Genomic DNA, 19,092 nt, shown 5'->3' on the forward strand with positions numbered 1-19,092 from the left:
TGGATCAATGCGACAGGCACTGGCTGAAAAGCACCTGAGTGTCCAGGAACAAAAAAGCCTGGATTGTCGGGCAAACCAGGCGCTGCAACCCCCATGTTTTCCGCCTGGCCTCACCACTGAAAGGTGGCCAGAACATATCTTAACTGTTTTAGCGCCATACGGGGCACAGGGATAAGATTAATCAGCTGCAAATTCATTTTGACAGGTCCTGTAACCCTCATGCCCGGCAGGGCTGAGGGGCCAGGCCTGTCTTATGAATGACCTGCATCAGGACTGGCTGCTGGAGCGGGAGCGACGTCCTGTTGCCGGAGTGTCTTTGACAATAACAGGTTCGGTACCGTTGCGGACAGTGTCTTCCTCAACAATAACCTTTTTGACATTGTCCACGGATGGAATGTCATACATGGTATTGAGCAGGAGATTTTCTACTACTGAGCGCAGACCACGGGCACCGGTGTGACGCTCGATGGAGGTGTCGGCAATGGCACCCAGAGCCTCGTCAGTAAACTCAAGCTCAACGCCCTCATAGCGGAAGATAGCCTGATACTGCTTGATTACGGCATTCTTTGGCTCGGTAAGCACACGTACCAGCTGCTCACGGTTGAGCTCCTCAAGAGCGGTAATAACAGGCAGACGGCCGACGAACTCAGGGATGATACCGAACTTGACCAGATCATCAGGCTCGACCTTGCGATACTTTTCAGTAAGGCTCATCTGCTCATCTTTGGTCTTGACGTCAGCACCAAAACCAATGCCGCTGTTGCTGGACAGACGCTTGTCCACAATCTTCTCAAGGCCGTCAAAAGCACCGCCACAGATAAAGAGAATCTGAGAGGTATCAACTTCAATCATGGCCTGATTAGGGTGCTTACGGCCACCAGTTGGAGGAACGGAAGCTACGGTACCTTCGATAAGCTTGAGCAGAGCCTGCTGTACGCCCTCACCTGATACGTCACGGGTAATTGATGGGTTTTCACTCTTGCGGGCAATCTTGTCGATTTCGTCGATGTAGATAATGCCCTTCTGAGCCTTCTGAACGTTGCCGTCGCATGAGTTGAGCAGACGTACGATAACGTTCTCCACGTCTTCACCTACATAGCCGGCTTCGGTCAGAGTAGTGGCATCAGACATGGCAAAAGGAACGTTAAGATAGCGGGCCAGAGACTGTACCAGCAGAGTCTTGCCTGAGCCGGTAGGACCAATCATCAGAATGTTTGATTTGCCCAGCTCAACATCGGTCTCACTTTCAGTCTGCAGCAGACGCTTGTAGTGATTGTAAACGGCTACAGCCAGAACCTTCTTGGCATCTTCCTGACCGATAACATACTGGTCAAGGTGAGCGGCAATATCGTGTGGAGTTGGAATATTGTCCAGATCGATATAGCCAGGATCGCCAGGGACAGGATTGGCGCTGGTCTTGTTCTTGCGCTTGATAATCTCGTAGCAGCGGGTGATACATTCGGTACAGATGCAGTAGCCGGAAGAGGACTGAATCAGTGAGCGTGTATCTGTAGCAGACTCACCGCAGAAAGCACAGAAATTCTTTTTCTTGGTTGACATAAACTGCTCTATCCTTATTTCTGTCCCTGACCGCCAGTTACGCCTTTATTTGCGGCAGCACCAGCTGCGGCGGCTGCACCTGAGGCGGCAGCGCTCTGAGCATCAAGGGAGGCAGTTCCGGCAATACCCTGATGCAGTGCTGCATTTTGCAGGAAAGCCTGCATGACACTGGTCAGAGATCCGGATGCTGACATCAGCGCATTCTCTGCGCCAGAACCACTGCTCAGGGCAGCGGCAAAAGGAACGGATGACATGCCAGATGCAATGGCACCCTGCACGCCCATGGCACCGCCTGGAGTTGTTGGCATAAGTGCAGCAGCATTACCCATGTTGCCTGCCAGAATTGCGGCAGCGGCACTCATATTGGCAGATGGGTTATCCTGCATCTGTACACCTGCAGCAGGCTCAATGGTCAGTGGACCCTCAGCGCTGTTTACAACGCTCTCTGGTGCGGCACTGTTAACAGTGCTGTCTGATGATGCCTCAGCACCGCTCTGACCTGCAGCTGGTGCGGCATTGACCAGAGAGTTGAAAATCTGGGCCATTGGAGCTGACATCTTTGTTGAGGAGCGGGAACGACCCTTGCGGCCGCTGCCACTGCCACCACCGCCAGGACCTGCAGGGCCTGGGCCGTCGCCCTCAGGATCGCCACCGGACTTCTTGCCGGAACGGCCTGATGGACCTGATGGAGGAGGATCCTTACGCTCGGTCCCCTCTTCACCACGACGGGTAATAACACGGTCAATAAGACCGTAGGCCAGAGCCTCCTCTGCGGACATGAAGTTGTCACGCTCACAGTCAGCCATGACCTTGTCCAGTGGCTGACCAGTGTTCTCGGCCAGAATGGAAGTAAGAGTCTGCTTGATACGCTCGGTCTCACGGGCATGAATCATGATGTCAGTGGCCTGACCCTTAAAGCCGCCCAGCGGCTGGTGAATCATGATGCGTGAGTGGGGCAGAGCAATACGCTTGCCTTTGGCGCCACCGGCCAGCAGGAAAGAACCCATGGAGCAGGCCTGACCGATACACAGAGTGCAGACATCAGGCTTGATGTACTGCATGGTGTCGTAAATGGCCATACCGGCGGTTACTACGCCGCCCGGGCTGTTGATATAAAGGTAGATATCCTTGTTTGGATCATCGGATTCGAGGAAGAGCAGCTGAGCAATGATGAGATCAGCCATGTGATCCTGTACTTCGCCGGTTAAAAAGATCACGCGATCCTTCAGCATGCGCGAGTAGATATCAAAAGAACGCTCGCCGCGTCCCGTTTGCTCAATTACCATCGGAACGAGACTGGACATTCTTGTTTGCAGGTCTATACCGGACATGAAGCGCTCAACTCCCAAAATTACCCGAAAAATAAACTGACGGTCTGAACCGGCAGCGCAGAACACAGCGCAACTCCTGCATGCACGACCACAGATTGCAGACTGTGGATACTGGCACATAACAAAGGAGATCTCCGTCATCATGTGCATTTTACAAAGACGGTCCTGCCGTCTGTGCCTTGCAGGAGCACACAGCTTACTGCTGATACTCCAATATACCACCGGCACTTAATGATGATGCCGGTGCAGTCGCATGGACTGCAAGATAGAGATTATAGCTTATTTAAGGCAAGGTTTGCAGGAAACAGTAGCGGCATAGCAAACAGGCGTACCCGCACTGGCAATAAAGTGTCCCCAGGGCACCATGCATGCCATGCAAGCCCCTGTCCCCACAAGCCCTGTATGGCAAAGCACCCCGATCGTCACGTGCCCACAGCCTGCCTGAGCCCGGTAAGCCACTGTTACCAGGCAACGCAACAGAGCATATCGGGACGCATTCTGCACATCAATCTCCAAGGCGCGAACGCACGGCAACGGCATGCATGCAGCGGCAACCAGTTTGCGGCCGATGGCATGCCAGACGGCAGACTGCCGGTTTGCGGCCGATGGCATGCCAGGCTGCTGCCTGCTGCCATTACGGCCGGGAGATGAGTGGAGGCAGGCCAGGGTTGCAAATTGAGTGGTCACAAAACATAAAGGCCGTCGCGCCGGAAAGCGTGACAGCCTTTGAAAGTATTATGGACGGGATATTAACCCGTGGCGTAACGGACCTGTTACGCAAGACTGTGCCTGTGAAATTACCAGCTGATTTAGCCTTACGGCAATGCCGGGTCTGTTCATTCAGGTATCAGGATTAAAGCAGAGTGATACTGCATGGGCCTGAATTAGTCTTCCTTCTTGTTATTTTGGACAAACTTAAGCATGCGCTCATTCATCTTTTCCTGCTCAGCCTGCTCAGACTCGATAAGCATCTTCTGGAAGTCGCTGAAGTTCCTGGTTACGTTGTTAACGTTTAACAGCTCGCTCAGCTTGGTCTCAAGCTTCTTCTCACCGGCAATGCTTGCCATATTGGAGTGCATCTTCTCGTTCTTGCGGGCTTCCTTCTTGAACTCCTCAGGATCCTCGTAGTCGCTGGCCATCTTGTTGATTACAGCCTGAACATCGTCATCGGTCACATTGATATCGAGCTTGCCCTTCTCCATAAGGTCGCGCAATACGCACTGCTCACGAGCCTCATCAACAGCCAAGATCTTGTAGGACTCTACAAACTTCTCCTTGACATCAGGCTTGGAGTCAAACTGATTGCCAAACTGAGACTTGACAAGACGGTTAGCAAGCTCAGTGATCATGGACTCAGGAATTTCAAACTCACCGTGCACGTCAATAATGGCTTTCAGGGCGTTCTTTACATTGAAGTGAACAGTACGGCCTTCAGCCTGGTGCTCGAGGTTCTGGCGCAGGTTCTTGCGGAACTCTTCTACGCTCTTGCCCTCAAAGCCGTAGGCCTTAAGGAAGTCATCATTGATTTCTGGAAGCTTGCGGGCAGAAACAGTGTTGACCTTGATATCAAAGGTGGCATCAGCACCAGCCAGCTCAGCTGCATGATAGTCCTCAGGGAACTTGCAGTTGATAACAAACTCCTCACCAGCCTTGTGACCCTTAATCTGCTCAACAAAGCCAGGGATCATCTGAGCATTGTCGATGTCGAGGTTGAAGCCCTTGGCATCGCCACCGGCAAATGGAACACCGTCCTTCTTGCCCAGGAAGTCAATGTTGGCAACAGTACCTTCAGCAATCTCGGCACCATCAACAACTTCCAGTCTGGACTGCTGCTTGCGCAGCTGCTCAACTACGGTATCAATATCAGACTCTTCAACGTTAACATTGTAGAAATCGACATTTACACTCTTGTAATCATAGTCATCGAAAGCAGGGATAACATCAAGGCAAACCTCGAAAGTAAAATCTTCGCCCTGCTTGAAGGCCTTGTTTGTAAAGCTCAGGCGTGGGGTCTGATCAGAGACAACACGACGGCCTAACTGGTTATAGACAGAATAAATACCATCATTGATCAGCTGGTCAACGGTCTTTGAAACGATTGTCTGACCGTACATGGACAGAATGGTATCTCTTGGTACCTTGCCCTTACGGAAACCGTCGAAGCGGGCCTTGGAGGAAACTTCCTTGAAGGCCTTATCAAAAGCTGCCTTGGTCTTCTCACCTGGGACTACAACAGAAGCCTTAACTTCAATAGAGGATAAATTCTCGATTGTAACCTGCATTGTTAAACCTCAAAATTAAGAGTGCAGAATTATGTTCATTACCCGGTCATAGCTGACGGGGACTTATTGTACGGATTTAAGCTTAAAAAGCATGAGGCATCATGCAGCTAATTCCGTATGGTCCTGGTGACAGACTCACTGCCTCGTGGTTATGGTGTGAGCCGGTTTTATGCAATTGCAAACTGGTCATAAGACCACTTGCCGCACCAAGTCGCAGTTCTTGCCCTTATCTGTAAGATTTGACATCACTGTCACGCCATAAGGCCTAAAAGTGCCATACAGTCAAACAGATTAAGTACTTCTGACACAGCCACTCCCTGAAAAGAGTACTGTCAGACTGGGCTAACCATAGTTTATATGGGGCTGGACCAGGCATATTTAAAGTGTTTAACTGAAAAAATGCTGTTTTGCCCAAAAAACTGCCACTTGGTGCACCAAGTTCCCAGCACAATGCTGAGTGAACGTCTTATTTTTAAGCTGGCATTGCCAGGCCATAAAACCAACAGATTATAATAGTATAGCCAGCCAAAAGCCACATATAACATACAAAAGGCCCCTGACACCTGATGCCTGAATCCCATACTGCACAGCATCACCCCCTTATTTGTCAGCAGCTGACCTGCACCTCATAAAGCAGCCCCATACCTCCCTTGCGCGCCGTTTCCCGGCACCATATGCCGTCAGATTTTACGTGCCCCGCCCTGCCCAGCCCAGCCCTGCCACAATCGAACAGTCCTGCCATAATCTGCCCAGCCATGACACCCCCAGAACAACAGTGCCTTAGCCCGCCCATCAAAATACAGCACCGCAATCTGCGGCCCGGCCCGGTCAATAATGGCACATACAGCCCTCATAAGCACTTTATGAGCGAGCTCTGTCCCCATGCCAGATGCCCATATGAGTCCACAACACGCCTTGAATGTCATGACCGGCCAGAATGGTCCTGAGGGGCACAAAGTCGGCCTGAAAGGTCGTAATGGCCCCATACCCATGCATATGGAGCTGCATATGGATATGCATGATATGGCACAACCTCCTGACCATAAGACAGAGAGACACTTACCGTTCGAACGCCTGCACTATGCTCGCGGCATACAAAGCCATAACAATGCTCATGGATTAAATGCCGAAAAAAGGATCCTGATGTGCAGATACGCCAGTATCTGGCGCGCGGATAAAAAGGGAGGGAATGCTGAGGCCAGTGGCGGTGCCATGGCATAGTAGTTATAAGGATCCATGACGGGCCCACATGATGGTAGAGCACGCCTTTAATGTTTTGCGTGTCGGACCCACAAGTGATATTCCATAACATGCTGATGATCGGTGCCTTACATGAGGGCACAGCCAGAAGACATTGTGCAGTGGCTCATGCTTGTACCTGTTAGCGATTGACAATTGCACGGTGCCATAACAAAATGACCATGAAAAAAATTAGCATCTGATACGCCTGCCTGGACATTGAAACCGCGCAAAACCCTGTTTCAGTGGGCCGCCTTAACATGTCTGCCTTTGCTCAGACATGCCAGAGCAGAGCACTCACCGGCAACAACACCTCATACCGGAGCATTATTACCACAGGTCCGGAACAACGGGTCAAGATAACAACCAGTAATAATGCAACCAATGCCCGGCAGCAGACGGTGCCCAGCACGGCTGTCAAGGCAGATCTGCCAGACTGGCAAAATGTGCCTCAGCAGCGCACTGCCATACCGGTGGTTACGCCTTAACAGCGCACTGCCATGCCGGCGGTAACGCCTTAACAGCGCACTGCCCTACCGGTGGTAACGCCTCAGCAGCGCACTGCCATACCGGTTGTTACGCCTTAACAGCGCACTGCCCTACCGGCGGTAATGCCTTAACAGCACACTGCCATACCGGCGGTAACGCCTTAACAGCACTCTGTCATATAGACGGTAACGCCATGGCAGAACACTGCAGCACCTGTAACTGTGCATATGTCGACACAATGATTTCCTGCTGCGTCTGCAGTCATAAGATGAGTTTTCCTGCAATGATCTTTGCTGGAAATATGTATCAGAGGTGGGCCTCAAAGGGCTCGAGGGTTAGCTTTTAGGATGGAGTTTAATCTGTGATGGACAGTACATATCTGGGAATTATCGAGGGCTTCTACGGCCGCCCATACAGTGATGATGAGCGTAGATACCTTTACGATTTTGCAAAGAAGAGTGGTTACTCATTCTACATATATGCTCCCAAGGCTGATCTGCAGCTGCGAGATGACTGGCGCAATGAAATCACAGGAGAATACGAAACCAGTCTCTCCTCCTTTGCAGCTGACGCCCACAAGGCAGGACTGGACTTTGGCGTAGCTCTGTCACCGCTGAATCTGACATCAACATGGGGTGAAGACAAAGCAAAGCTGCTTGAGCGCGTAAGCTCTCTGTGCCGAATTTCCCAGTGTGAAATCTTCTGTCTGCTCTTTGATGACATGTTTAAGGACTCTGAACATGTAGGCGCCGTTCAGAATGCCATTATCGCTGAAGTGGAAAAGCACCTGCCTGAGCATGTAAAGCACTTTATCATCTGCCCTTCCTACTATACTGACGATCCTGTGCTCGACAAGATTTTCGGTGCCCGCCCTGAGCATTACTTCGATGAGCTCATGAAAGATCTGCCACAACGCGTTGAGGTCTTCTGGACCGGACCTATGGTGCTTTCTGAAGACATTACCCCTGAGCATCTTGAAAAGGTAACCCGCTTACTCGGCAGAAAGCCATTTATCTGGGACAACTACCCGGTTAACGATGGCAAACGTATCTGCCATTACCTCTATCTCAACAAGTTCCACGGCCGTACCGGACTTGCCCCTCATGTAACCGGACATGCCGTAAACCCTATGGTTCAGCCTATGCTGTCCACCCTTGCTGAGATTACTCTGCCTCTTATCTACCAGGGCAAGAGCACCGAGGAGATCAATACAGCCCACCTCAATCAGGCCCGCGAGCTCTTTGGCTCAGCCTTTGCCATGATTCTCAAGTATGACAACTTCAACCTGCTGACCCGTACTGGACTGCACAAAATGAGCGATCAGGACAAGGCCCGCTTCCTTGAGTTTTCTGAGATGAACGACAAGCCTGCCCTTAAAGAACTTGCCGACTTTATCCGTGGTTCTCAGCGCTTTGATCAGGCGATTGTCAGCGGAACTCACGTTATTACTCAGGCCGACACTGACGACTGACCTCAGTCCTGAACAGCCTATAGGGCACAGCCATGACTATGCACGTCCAATAGGGCACAGCCATGGCGCCGCACTACTAGGCCAGGCCTGTTCAATAAAGCCAGCTCTGCAAAACAGAGCTGGCTTTTTGTTTATGAGCGCTAACTCCTGGCACCCAGGCCGCTGCTGACCTGCCCCAGCGCCAGTTCCAGCTCCAGCACCAGCTGCCACGGCACTCTGCCTGTTACTCATAGCTGATCGTTATGCCCCTGCTTAGATCCATTTAAGATCCATAACAACTGACACTGCTGCCTGAACAACATAAGTACATGATGACAGATTATACTTTATAAAGTATTTTATCTTACTTACTTACTTACTTACTTACTTAGTTGCAATGGATACTGTGCCAGAACTGATGTTTATCTGTAAAACGTTTTATAGAGTATTTTACCTGAGAGCTGCTTTCCTGATCTGGATAGCTGAGAAAAAAAGAGGCCCGTCAGCTTCCTGATTTAAACAGGTCGCTGGCGGGCCTCGAAGTTTTATTGAGTATGTATTTGAGCCTTGTTATGAGGCTGTGCTTTTAAATTACATGACTCGGGTAAACAGACCATGGTCGTCACGTAAAGGACGTGACTCGACCAGAGCTACAGGTGGTACAAAGTCGCCAATGTTATAAACAGAAGGAACCTTAGGTGGCTCTGGTCGTGGCATACGTGGGTCACCACCGAAACCGCCGGTTACACCAGTTGACGGAGCGCACTGAATAATTACTCGGGCCAGAGAAGGATGGAGCAGATGCTTGCCGTCGATGTCTACCTTGTTAAAGTCGGTAACACGGGTGAAGTTCAGAGGACCGAAATGATCGGTAAATGACTTGCTCAGAGTGGTTACTGACTTGTAGTAAGTAAATGGACGGTACATTGGCTCCTTGGTAGTAGGATCCAGAATTTCAAGTTCGAAAACAGGATCACCTTCCATGTAGGCTACACGTCCACGCAGGACCTGGTTTGCAAGGATCATAACCTGACTCAGAATCTGCTCGGCTGGAATTCTCTTCTGCAGCAAATCGATAATGTCCTGTGCCGGGCGGTATACCTCAGCTACCTGAAGCATATCATCAAAGCCCCGTGAGAAGTTCTTGCCTACACCCTTACCGGACATAAGCATCAGGTCATACATTACGCGGCCTGCCAGATCCTGCTGTTCCTGGGCGGCGATTCGCAGCCACTGAGCTGCAGTGCCCAGAGAACCGGCTGCTCTGGTCTCAGTAAAGGCAAAAACACCTAAAGCAGTACTGGCTGGTCCATAACCGTTAGCAGCTGCGCTGCTGAAGAACTTTACCGCTACATTGCTGTTATTGGTTGAGTTGCTGCGCAGGGCAATAAGGCCAAGAGCATAAAGAGCCACAGGATTGTTCTTTCCGGCGGCATTGGAGTACAGATCAAAGGCGGTCTGAGGATCACGCTTGAGGGCATAACCATGCCAGTTGGCACCGGCAAGACGGGTCAGGGCATTCTCATCACCCTTGTCCATGGCAGCCTGCCAGTTCTTTACAGCCGATTCTGCATTGGATGCCAGACGTTTGTTACCGACAAAGAACATGTCACCAAGGATGAGCTCAAGATTATCTGCGCCTTTCTGATTTGCTCTCAGTACGAAATCAACAAACTCTTCATTGTTTTCAATAACAGGCAGAGCGCGATGAATCATGGCGGAGAAAAGCTGAGAGGCACGCTTGCGAATGTCGGCAGGCTGCATGTTCATAGGATCACCATCGTACCAGTTGTCGGTAACCATGGTGCCAGCCTTAATCTGAGCTGCCTCATCATTGGCAATGCGGATAGCACCCTGCTCAAAGTAGGAAATGGCTGCTGCAGTGCCCTGAGCCTTACCAAAACCAATCAGAGCCAGGTTGCCCAGAACCTCATATGCAGAATGACGTCTGAACTGTACTGCACGCTCAGCAGCAGCTGCTGCTGCCTTATAGTCGCCTGAGCTGATATTAAGCCATGCTAAAAATTCTGCGGCATAAGGCTCATCAGAGGCATCAGCCTCTTCAAAGTAAGCACGGGCCCTGGCAAAGTCCGAGTAAGACATGGACTTGATGCCCTGCTCACATAACTCCTGACGGGCATTTTCTGCCGTCATGATGTAAGCCCATATTGCGCCGAAAAAGATAGCACTGAAAAACAGGAAGCCCATAGCAACCATCGTCAGACGCTGACGATTGCGGTTTTGCTCGCGCCTCTCCATTTCCTTAATCTTTTTTAACATGTTAGCCATAAGCAACTACTCTTTCTTCTGCAAAAAAATCCTGATCTGCTCAGACAGGAAAGCCGCACCTCTTGCACACGCACTGCTTATCAGGTCTGGCCATATACAGCTTTACTGACAACACAGCTGACACAGGTCCGGCTGCTGCAGGACACCTTATGCCGTGTAACTGCACAGCTTACATGGCTGTGCTGTGAAAGCTCTCCTGAGCTCATACATCTCTACTTTCTGGCTGGTAAAACGCTGGCAGACAACATTGGGACTGAAGTCAGCAAGCGCTCATATTTGACAACAAGTTGTTTGCAGCAGGCATCTACGATGCAGACAGCATACTGCATACGATCGGCATGCACTGATGCACACCCGAAAGCCTGCGAAAGGCACTTTTTATAAAGGCACTTTATAAATGAGCAGACCTGAGCAGGTCTGCGGCAGCTGCGACTCTGCCAGCGTAGAGATGCAGAGGCTGAAAAACAAAACAGCAGCGCCCAGGCTCACGCTAAGGGCCAGGATCACTGCTGTCCTAGAGGCCTGCATTGCAGGCACCACCGTACCGGACTTATGCTTTGCACCCGGTGACCGGCCACATACCTGAGATTGAGTATGTATGTTTATGACCGGCTTAAAGGAGCCTGCAGTAATACACCTGCGGCCTCTTGGGGAGTCAGATTACTGCTGCTCCCATGAATCTGGTACACCTACATCAGGCATGTCCACCTCCTGACGGCGGTCAACCTTGAATGGATCGCGCTGGAGCTCAACAATGGCCTTGGATGACTGCTGACGGTCTGTCATGGTATAACCTGTTGTGGCCAGCTGCTCATCACCGTAGGTACGAATTTCAATAATATCCTTCTTGATACCGGCATCGGTGAATACCTTGGAAATAGTCTCAGCACGACGCTTGGCCAGCTCGATATTGTCCAGATTGTCAACATGACCAGAACCGAAGGATGAAATGATGATCTTATTAATGGAGTTATCGATCTTGGCGTACTCGATCTGCTGTCTTAAGCGGGCATCAGATGATGGAGTCATACGGTTTTCTGTCTCGTAGAACATCAGAGCAACCAGGCCTACATCGCTAAAGCCAAATGGCAGCAGCTGTGCTGAGCAGTCAACGAACTCCTTGTATGGAGCGGAGAAGCCCATAGGGCTTAATACAGGAACAATACTTTCAGCATAGTTAGGGTGCTCACTTACATATGGGAAGAGCACACGATTACCGTTATGCAATGCACGTAATACAGCCCATGATACGGAGTCACCAATGAAAGGATCGAAGCCGCGATAGAGCTGAATCTGACCGATATCAGTCTCAATACCCTGTGGACGCCACTCTGGTGGAGCTGAGATGATACGCATCAGGCTCTTGGAGTTGACATCAACTGAAGGGAAAATCTCAAGGCTCAGACGGCGCTGTGCACCAGACAGCAAAGTAAAGTCGGCACGTCCATATCCCTTAATGTGAGAAGAGAGAATGCAGGCAATCCTGGAGGACTTTGATGACCAGTCCTTGGCTGTGGTATCGCTCAGACTTGCCTCATAGCGCACCTGGGCCTGCACAGGCATGGCAAAAAGTGCAGCTGCTGCAACGGCAGCCAGGCCCATGCCCAATAAACCAGCTTTACGCATATCTGATATCTCTCCATTTTTCCTGATAACGGCATGGTTGTTTTACCATGGCCGTTCCGGCCTGCATGTAAACGACATGAAACAGGCAGACTGAATGCTTTATATAGGCGGCGCCAGCTGCTTTTATTCAGCTGACATCTCAGGCTGCTACCGGAAATGTGCCCGGTAAAGCACGTATATTATAGCGCCCTGCAGCACCAGCTGCAGACCGGATCCGTATGGCTGTGACTGACTTCAAGAACAGTGAGCCTAAACGGAGCAAATAGTAATTCTTAATCTTGTCAGGCCGTCAGATCACCATAAATTACGGTGCTTATAGCATCTTAATCCCGGCTGTTTGTACCGGAGACAGTTAGGATTTTGACTCCCTTGACCCTTGTCATATGATGCAAATTTTCAGCCAGAATTACATCAAATGCACAGGTAAAGGGTATGGCATTAACTGACAGTGCAATTATCTTTGCCCTGCTTTCAGGAGACAGTTAAGAGCAACGCAATAATACCAGCACCCGCCATGCTGCGCACCTGAAAGATTGCAGCAATGGGCTCATTGCCACAAAAGTTGTGTAAAAGACGCTGCAGGTTCCAGCAACTATGTCAGCCAAAACCACCTGTTCATCCAGAGGCTCATCCGGGAAGTACTATGAATCATTCCCGAAAAGAGCCTTATGCCGCCAAAAGCAGCTGAAACAATACACGACCAGAGCTGACCTGGACCTGCCTGAACCTGTCCTGTTGCAGCATCGCGTAACACAGCCAGATTCAGCACTGAATACAGCTTTGTACAGGATTGATGCATCTGCAATATTATGACGGGCTCAGCCACAGGAAGCTTATAGATTTACAAGTCTATATAAAAGAATAAGACACAATGCCTGGACAGAGTTAATAATACTGGTTTTACCGTATTGTAAAATAAAACTATTTGTTAAATTTAACAGGGGACGGTGTTATCTGACGGCATAAACAGGCTGTTTTTTAAGCACGAGGGAAGAATGGAAATACAGACTTGCTGTGGGAAGCAGACCTGCAACATGAATTTACAGGCCGGAAGGATCCATGATATTGCCTTGAGGTGGCACGTTCAGCGGCAGAACACTGAAGCACCTGCATACAGATAAGGTAATGAGCAGGCTGCAGATAAAGGACTTTATCCTCAAAACAATGCTGCTCAAGGTAATGAAGTGACGAGGTATATCACTTCATTGTATGCCTTACATTGATGATTACTTTGTTTTTCGTTGAAGCCACCTTAAGTAAGGTGAAAAGTGCCCAAAAGCTCTGCTGATAAATATGCGGACTGATACCGCTACTCCTTAGACACTGATCTGCTCACAAATCAGTGGTGTGTGATTTTCAGCTGAGATGGCGCAAATGTTATCTGCCTGCTCTATCTGCCCCTATGAATAGGAGGCAGGAGGAAACTACAATCTGGTGTTTTCGTTTAAAACCGTTGCCACTGCTATAGAGACGTGGCAACACAAACGAAAAACGTTCGCATATTATATGACCAAATCCCCAAAAGTGATAACGGTTTGTGGCAAATTCGCAAACAACATCATCTCTAACATACAAGTGTTGTTGTTTTTCTGATTTATTTCAGCTTTTAGTGCTTTATTGGCACCTCCGTAAACGCTTGTAATACTACGTTCTTTGCCATCAGTTTTGCCCTCATGAGCTCTGTATTATTTTTTGGTTAGCCCCTTGCAACTGATACATTTTGCTCATTTTTGGTTCAACTTACATACATAACCCACCAAAGCGTAAGGATAATTTTGTCAGATATTTCTCTGCCTGCACATGCATCGAGCCTTTTACCGTAAATAATACAGTTCATAGATTGTCATTTAATGGCTGCCCAATAAAACATACAAAGTGACTGGAACAGATTTATATTCATAATCGTTATAAATGTTTAAGCTGGCATTCTGCCCTAAACCAGTGCACTAAAACACGTCACAGCAGAATGAGCAGACAGAGCTGTTCACGTGCACTTTTGCGATCACAGACTAATGCTTGGACAAAACATGCACCAGACACCATAGCTGCAGGGAGTAAATGCTCTGGAACAGTAAGAAGCTATCAGACAGAAAGGCAGACATAAAGGCAGGCAGAGCAACACTGAAGTGCTGAGCATACACTGCTGACGCACGTGTGCCATGTGCTATGGGCTCAAGGATATGTTGAATGCCACTGCTGACAGTGGCATGTTTCACGGGCCATTGGCTATGAGCCGGGACCATGGGCATAGTTCATGTGCCAAAGGCCGAGGGCCAGATTCCATGGAACTGCCCCCAACGTGGTTCATGATGCATGATGCATGGTTCGTTGTTCATGGTTCATGGTTCATGATGCATGGTTAATGATGAGAGCAAGGCTCATCGACAGCTGCTGTCAGGCTGAAATGTATTTCCGTGCATTCACCTTTTTGCGGTTATTTTGGTGATACAGCTAACGCTATTTTGTTTTGGCTGGTGATTTTTCTTTGCATTAGGCGCAATATATCAATGATAGCTTCTGTATTGTGCCTGCTCTCGGATACATGCCCCTGGCAGCAACAGAAGCTTCGGTATGACGCAGCTTTTCACTGGTATGCATTAATTCTCTGTAGATTCTCCGGTCATTACTGACGGGTCAGACCATATTCCAGCAGGCAGCATCGTACAGTTTTCTCTCCACTTTTATGCCCCTGCAGACAGCTTTACGCAACTTTCCTTATTCATCTCTGTCTAATTAATTAATTAAATTTCAGGCATGCCAGACATGCCGATAGAGCAAACAGTCATGTAAGCGTTTTACCGGGCTGTTTTATGGATTTTGCGTTGGTAATTGCAGTGCCGGCACCCGGCACGGTTTGTTAAAACCGCGTAACGGGTTATGACACATTGTTTTTTGGTGCAGCTGCCGCCTGTGCTGATGGCAAAGCCCCTCAGTGTTCTTCGGCTGGGAAAGGATCGGTCTTAACAGATCGGTTCTGTTCTCATTAAACTTGCGTCTGGTTATGTCTTATGGACTGGACAGTCTGTGTATTCACACCGGTTCAGAATGCTGAACCATTTATTCATGTGCAGAAGCTCTTCTGTACATGGCCGTCCTGACAGAGACATGACAACAGCGCAACTATTCCATGGTTCAGGCTCTGTGCAGCACAAGAAGGATTTCAGGAGTTACGAATGGGTTTATTTGATAAGTTATTCGGCGGCAAGAAGGCCGAGGAGATCGTAATCAAGTCCCCTGTTAATGGCGACATTATCGAGCTCAGTGAAGTTCCGGACCCTACCTTTGCCGAGTGTGTTCTTGGCCCTACCGCAGCTTTCCGCCCAGGTGAGGACGGCACCGTCTACGCTCCATGTGATGGCGTCATTACTCAGATTTTCAAAACTGCTCATGCCGTAACCATTACCTCTAAAGACAAGGTTGAGCTGCTTATTCATATCGGCATCAACACTGTTGACCTCAAGGGTGAGGGCTTCCAGGCTTTTGTAAAGGATGACGACGAGGTCAAGGCCGGTCAGCCATTAATCAAGTTTGATCAGCAGATCATCGCCAATGCAGGCCTGTCCAACCTTATTCCTGTAGTTATCTGTAATGCCTCTGATTTCAAAGATGTAACTTTCGCACAGCCAGGCAAGGTTGCTGTTGGCGACCAGATCTGCACTGTACAGCCACTGGAGCAGTAGTTCATGTATCAGGGAAGCGGCCGTTGCGCCTGCGCCGGTATAACTTTCGGCAAAATTCTGCACATCAAGTCTGAGCAGGCTGCTGCCGCTCAGGACACCATCCAGCCGGCTGACAAAGAGCTGGCCCGTTTTGATCTTGCTCTAAACAAGGCTCAGATTGAGCTTGACGGCCTTATTGAAAAGGCCCGCCAGGAAATTGGTGATGAGCAGGCAGAAATTTTTGAAATTCACCGCATGATGCTTGAAGACCCGGATATTGTGGACAATATCCGTGATGCCATTGGCAAAGGCGGAATTTCTGCAGCTCAGGCATGTATTGATGTAGGCGAAGAGCAGGCTCAGGCATTCGAGGCTCTTGATGATGACTACATGAAAGAGCGCTCAGCTGACATCAGAGATGTAACCGGCCGTCTGGCCCGCATTCTGCGAGGCGGTCAGTCAGTTACTCTGACTGAAAGCTGCGTTATCATCGCCGATGATCTCCAGCCATCTCAGACCGTGGCCATGGATCGCTCCAGGATTCTGGGCTTTGTCCTGCGCAAGGGCACCCAGAACTCGCATGCCTCAATCCTGGCCCGCACCATGAACATCCCTCTCATCATTCACAGCACTCTGCCTGCAGCTCTTGAGGGCGAAGGACGTGCTGCCGGTAATGGTGAGCCGGCCATGGATCTTAATGGCCACAACATTGCTCTCAATGCTGTTAAGGGCGTGTTCTATATTGATCCTGATGAAGCCACCCTTGAAAAGCTCAAGCAGGACAAAGATGTATTTGAGCAGCAGCGCATGCGTCAGCTGGCTCTGCGCGGTCTGCCAGGTGTAACTCCTGATGGTCACCGTGTCCACACCTTTGCCAACATCGGTCAGCCTGATGATGTTGAACAGGTACTGGAAAATGACGGTGAGGGCATTGGCCTGTTCCGCTCCGAGTTCCTCTATCTGGGCCGCACCACCCCGCCTGATGAGGAAGAGCAGTACCGTGCCTATGCCAAGGTAGCCTCTACCATGAACGGTCGTCTGGTCATTATCCGCACCATGGATATTGGCGCTGACAAGAAGGTAGGCTACTTCAATCTGCCGGAGGAGGATAATCCTGCTCTGGGCATGAGAGCACTGCGCATCTGTCTTACCCGTCCTGAGCTGTTCAAGACTCAGCTGCGTGCAATTTACCGCGCTGCTGCCCGTGGCAACATTGCCATGATGCTTCCAATGGTTACCAGACTAAAGGAAGTAGAGCAGACACGTGCTCTGTGCACAGAAGTGGAAAATGAGCTTAAGGCCGCCGGAACTGAATATTCAGTACCTAAGATGGGCGTCATGATCGAGACTCCAGCTGCAGCCATTCTCTCTGAATCCCTGGCTCAGCATGTCGACTTTTTCTCCGTAGGAACCAATGATCTCAACCAGTACACTACAGCCTGTGACCGTCAGAATCAGGATCTGGGTGACTTTTATGATCCTCATCATGAAGCTGTACTGGAGTTATTGCGTATCATTGCTGTTAACGCTCATAAGGCCGGCATTCCAGCCGGTATCTGTGGCGAGCTGGCTGCCGACCCTGAGCTTACCGATCTGTTCATTGAAATGGGCTATGATGAGCTATCAGTGTCCCCAGGTGCCGTACTTGCTCTTCGTGAGCGTGTACGCAACTCAAAGGCTGTCTGCAAGAACGAACTTAAGAACAGCCGTACCAGCTTTGACAAGGTCAGCCGCATCTGATCTGCAGTCAGGTTAATTTGCAGCCGGACACATCCGTTGCATTATGCCTCCATGGTCCAAAGCACCATGAGCTATAAGCAAACAGCTGCATTTGGAAAACATACGTCCAAAACAAGCTCAGACAGGATCTGTACCGCAAACTCCATAGACAGGACAGTATCTGCCTGGGATGCTAAGGCATTTCTTATTTACTTTTCAGGAGGAGCGTCCTGATTCAAATTGCTGCATCATGCTGTAAAGCAGCCGCCAGGAAAACAGCACTACTGCTGTTAAGCACTGACAGGCTTCATGACACTATGATGGGCCGCATCATGCTTCAGGATGACTAAGTTCTATGAAGAAAATTGAGTATGTAATCACCGATCCACGTGGTATTCACGCCCGTCCAGCCGGTCAGCTGGTTAAGCTGGTTTCAGGCTTCAAGTCTGCCTGTCAGCTTGGCAAGGAAGGCGAGCTCATCGACGGCAAGCGTCTTCTGGCTGTTATGAAGCTGGCCATGCAGCAGGGTGACACCATGGTGCTGCAGTTTGAAGGTGAAGATGAAGAGCAGGCTGCATCTGCTACCGAGCAGTTCTTAAAGGAGAACCTCTAGTTCTTCATCTTTTACGCCCTGTGGGCTCTCAGTTACCTGAGAAAAGATTATACGGAAGCGGACTGCCCTGCGGGCAGCCCGCTTCTGTATTTTATGACCATATAGAATTACAGTTTTCCTGCACCGATACTTTATAAAATAATCTGTAAATTATAAACATCCACATAACCGCCCTCACCCACTACTGCCTGTCAGATGCTCGCCCCCATCAGCATTGCATCATATACTGGCGTAAGCACTGACCATCGCACTTACAGATACGCCATTCTTATCCCCAGACTGAGCTCCACTACTTTACGCTACTAATAGTCCATCCCCCAGCACATCCCCTGTGTTTTCTGTCCCAGCTGTCCCGTCCGCCCTTTCTGTTCCTGCTATCCCTGAAGCCTATAATGTCCCCTTTCTTACCCGCTATCCATGAGCTTCATGTCATGCAGCTAAAGATCTTATGCCATTGAAATGAAAAGCCGAATGTCGTTTGCAATCACCAGAGCTTTTAGCTGCTGGCTATCCTTGGCGAAGACATACAGCTCAGCATCTGCCCTTGTGGAGGCCAGAACTGCGGAATGCCTGCTGGTCAGGACTATGGAAGGCAAAGAGGATGGATTTGGGCTGAGCAAGGCCCCATGCTCAGGAGCAAGTAACAGTCAGCTGCATCAACAGAGCTGACAAATGATGTGGACTGTGTCCATAGCGCTATTTCGGGCACGTCGCACAGGCCATGTCTGAACCGCTTCTGGCCATGAGGGATGGCAGCTGCCAGGCCATATCATTTATACATTTCGCTTTGTAAGTTAATTCAATGCGTGCTTTAAGGCAGCCATATGATAGATAT

General features: G+C 49.8%; 9 protein-coding genes and 1 pseudogene. 5 read left to right on the top strand and 5 right to left on the bottom strand.

The window, feature by feature from the left end:
* Positions 1 to 267 precede the first annotated feature (267 nt).
* From clpX to tig, 3 genes and pseudogenes are all read right to left on the bottom strand, one after another.
* Positions 268 to 1,560 (bottom strand): ATP-dependent Clp protease ATP-binding subunit ClpX, encoded by a 1,293-nt coding sequence (gene clpX / locus MXE39_RS03145; protein ID WP_246978275.1) that lies wholly within the window; start codon positions 1,558 to 1,560, stop codon positions 268 to 270.
* A 719-nt stretch (positions 1,561 to 2,279) separates the two neighbouring features.
* Positions 2,280 to 2,891, bottom strand: a pseudogene (gene clpP / locus MXE39_RS03150) (ATP-dependent Clp endopeptidase proteolytic subunit ClpP); the annotation flags it as partial.
* 884 nt (positions 2,892 to 3,775) lie between these two features.
* On the bottom strand, positions 3,776 to 5,173 hold the full coding sequence (gene tig / locus MXE39_RS03155) for a trigger factor (RefSeq protein WP_246978274.1): 1,398 nt from the start codon (positions 5,171 to 5,173) through the stop codon (positions 3,776 to 3,778).
* Positions 5,174 to 6,055: 882 nt separating this feature from the next.
* On the opposite strand from tig, the gene MXE39_RS03160 reads away from it, so the two are divergent.
* Entirely contained in the window at positions 6,056 to 6,394 is a 339-nt protein-coding gene (locus MXE39_RS03160) for a hypothetical protein (RefSeq protein ID WP_247073773.1), read from the top strand.
* A gap of 871 nt (positions 6,395 to 7,265) precedes the next feature.
* Positions 7,266 to 8,372, top strand: coding sequence for a beta-N-acetylglucosaminidase domain-containing protein (locus tag MXE39_RS03165; protein WP_246978301.1), 1,107 nt, complete (start codon positions 7,266 to 7,268; stop codon positions 8,370 to 8,372).
* Positions 8,373 to 8,942: 570 nt separating this feature from the next.
* On the opposite strand, the gene MXE39_RS03170 is transcribed toward MXE39_RS03165, so the two are convergent.
* Both MXE39_RS03170 and MXE39_RS03175 read right to left on the bottom strand, forming a co-directional pair.
* Entirely contained in the window at positions 8,943 to 10,640 is a 1,698-nt protein-coding gene (locus tag MXE39_RS03170; protein WP_246978272.1) for a tetratricopeptide repeat protein, read from the bottom strand.
* 660 nt (positions 10,641 to 11,300) lie between these two features.
* Positions 11,301 to 12,266 (bottom strand): OmpA family protein, encoded by a 966-nt coding sequence (locus MXE39_RS03175; protein ID WP_246978271.1) that lies wholly within the window; start codon positions 12,264 to 12,266, stop codon positions 11,301 to 11,303.
* A 3,173-nt stretch (positions 12,267 to 15,439) separates the two neighbouring features.
* Between MXE39_RS03175 and MXE39_RS03180 the strand changes: the two genes are divergently transcribed.
* The 3 genes from MXE39_RS03180 to MXE39_RS03190 all read left to right on the top strand — a co-directional run bounded on the left by MXE39_RS03180 (position 15,440) and on the right by MXE39_RS03190 (position 18,257).
* Complete coding sequence (locus MXE39_RS03180) at positions 15,440 to 15,946, top strand: PTS glucose transporter subunit IIA (RefSeq protein ID WP_246978270.1); 507 nt, start codon at positions 15,440 to 15,442, stop codon at positions 15,944 to 15,946.
* A gap of 3 nt (positions 15,947 to 15,949) precedes the next feature.
* Positions 15,950 to 17,665: a phosphoenolpyruvate--protein phosphotransferase gene (ptsP, locus tag MXE39_RS03185; RefSeq protein WP_246978269.1), complete on the top strand. Its 1,716-nt coding sequence runs from the start codon at positions 15,950 to 15,952 to the stop codon at positions 17,663 to 17,665.
* Positions 17,666 to 17,999: 334 nt separating this feature from the next.
* Positions 18,000 to 18,257: an HPr family phosphocarrier protein gene (locus MXE39_RS03190; protein ID WP_246978268.1), complete on the top strand. Its 258-nt coding sequence runs from the start codon at positions 18,000 to 18,002 to the stop codon at positions 18,255 to 18,257.
* The last annotated feature ends 835 nt before the right edge of the window (positions 18,258 to 19,092 follow it).

The sequence above is a fragment of the Anaerobiospirillum sp. NML120511 genome (assembly GCF_023050955.1).
Taxonomy (GTDB): Bacteria; Pseudomonadota; Gammaproteobacteria; order Enterobacterales; family Succinivibrionaceae; genus Anaerobiospirillum.

Coding starts and splice junctions, on each gene's coding strand:
- tig (WP_246978274.1), bottom strand. CDS start 5,173: ATGCAGGTTACAATCGAGAATTTATCCTCTATTGAAGTTAAGGCTTCT.
- clpX (WP_246978275.1), bottom strand. CDS start 1,560: ATGTCAACCAAGAAAAAGAATTTCTGTGCTTTCTGCGGTGAGTCTGCT.
- MXE39_RS03165 (WP_246978301.1), top strand. CDS start 7,266: ATGGACAGTACATATCTGGGAATTATCGAGGGCTTCTACGGCCGCCCA.
- MXE39_RS03175 (WP_246978271.1), bottom strand. CDS start 12,266: ATGCGTAAAGCTGGTTTATTGGGCATGGGCCTGGCTGCCGTTGCAGCA.
- MXE39_RS03160 (WP_247073773.1), top strand. CDS start 6,056: ATGCCAGATGCCCATATGAGTCCACAACACGCCTTGAATGTCATGACC.
- MXE39_RS03170 (WP_246978272.1), bottom strand. CDS start 10,640: ATGGCTAACATGTTAAAAAAGATTAAGGAAATGGAGAGGCGCGAGCAA.
- MXE39_RS03180 (WP_246978270.1), top strand. CDS start 15,440: ATGGGTTTATTTGATAAGTTATTCGGCGGCAAGAAGGCCGAGGAGATC.
- MXE39_RS03190 (WP_246978268.1), top strand. CDS start 18,000: ATGAAGAAAATTGAGTATGTAATCACCGATCCACGTGGTATTCACGCC.
- ptsP (WP_246978269.1), top strand. CDS start 15,950: ATGTATCAGGGAAGCGGCCGTTGCGCCTGCGCCGGTATAACTTTCGGC.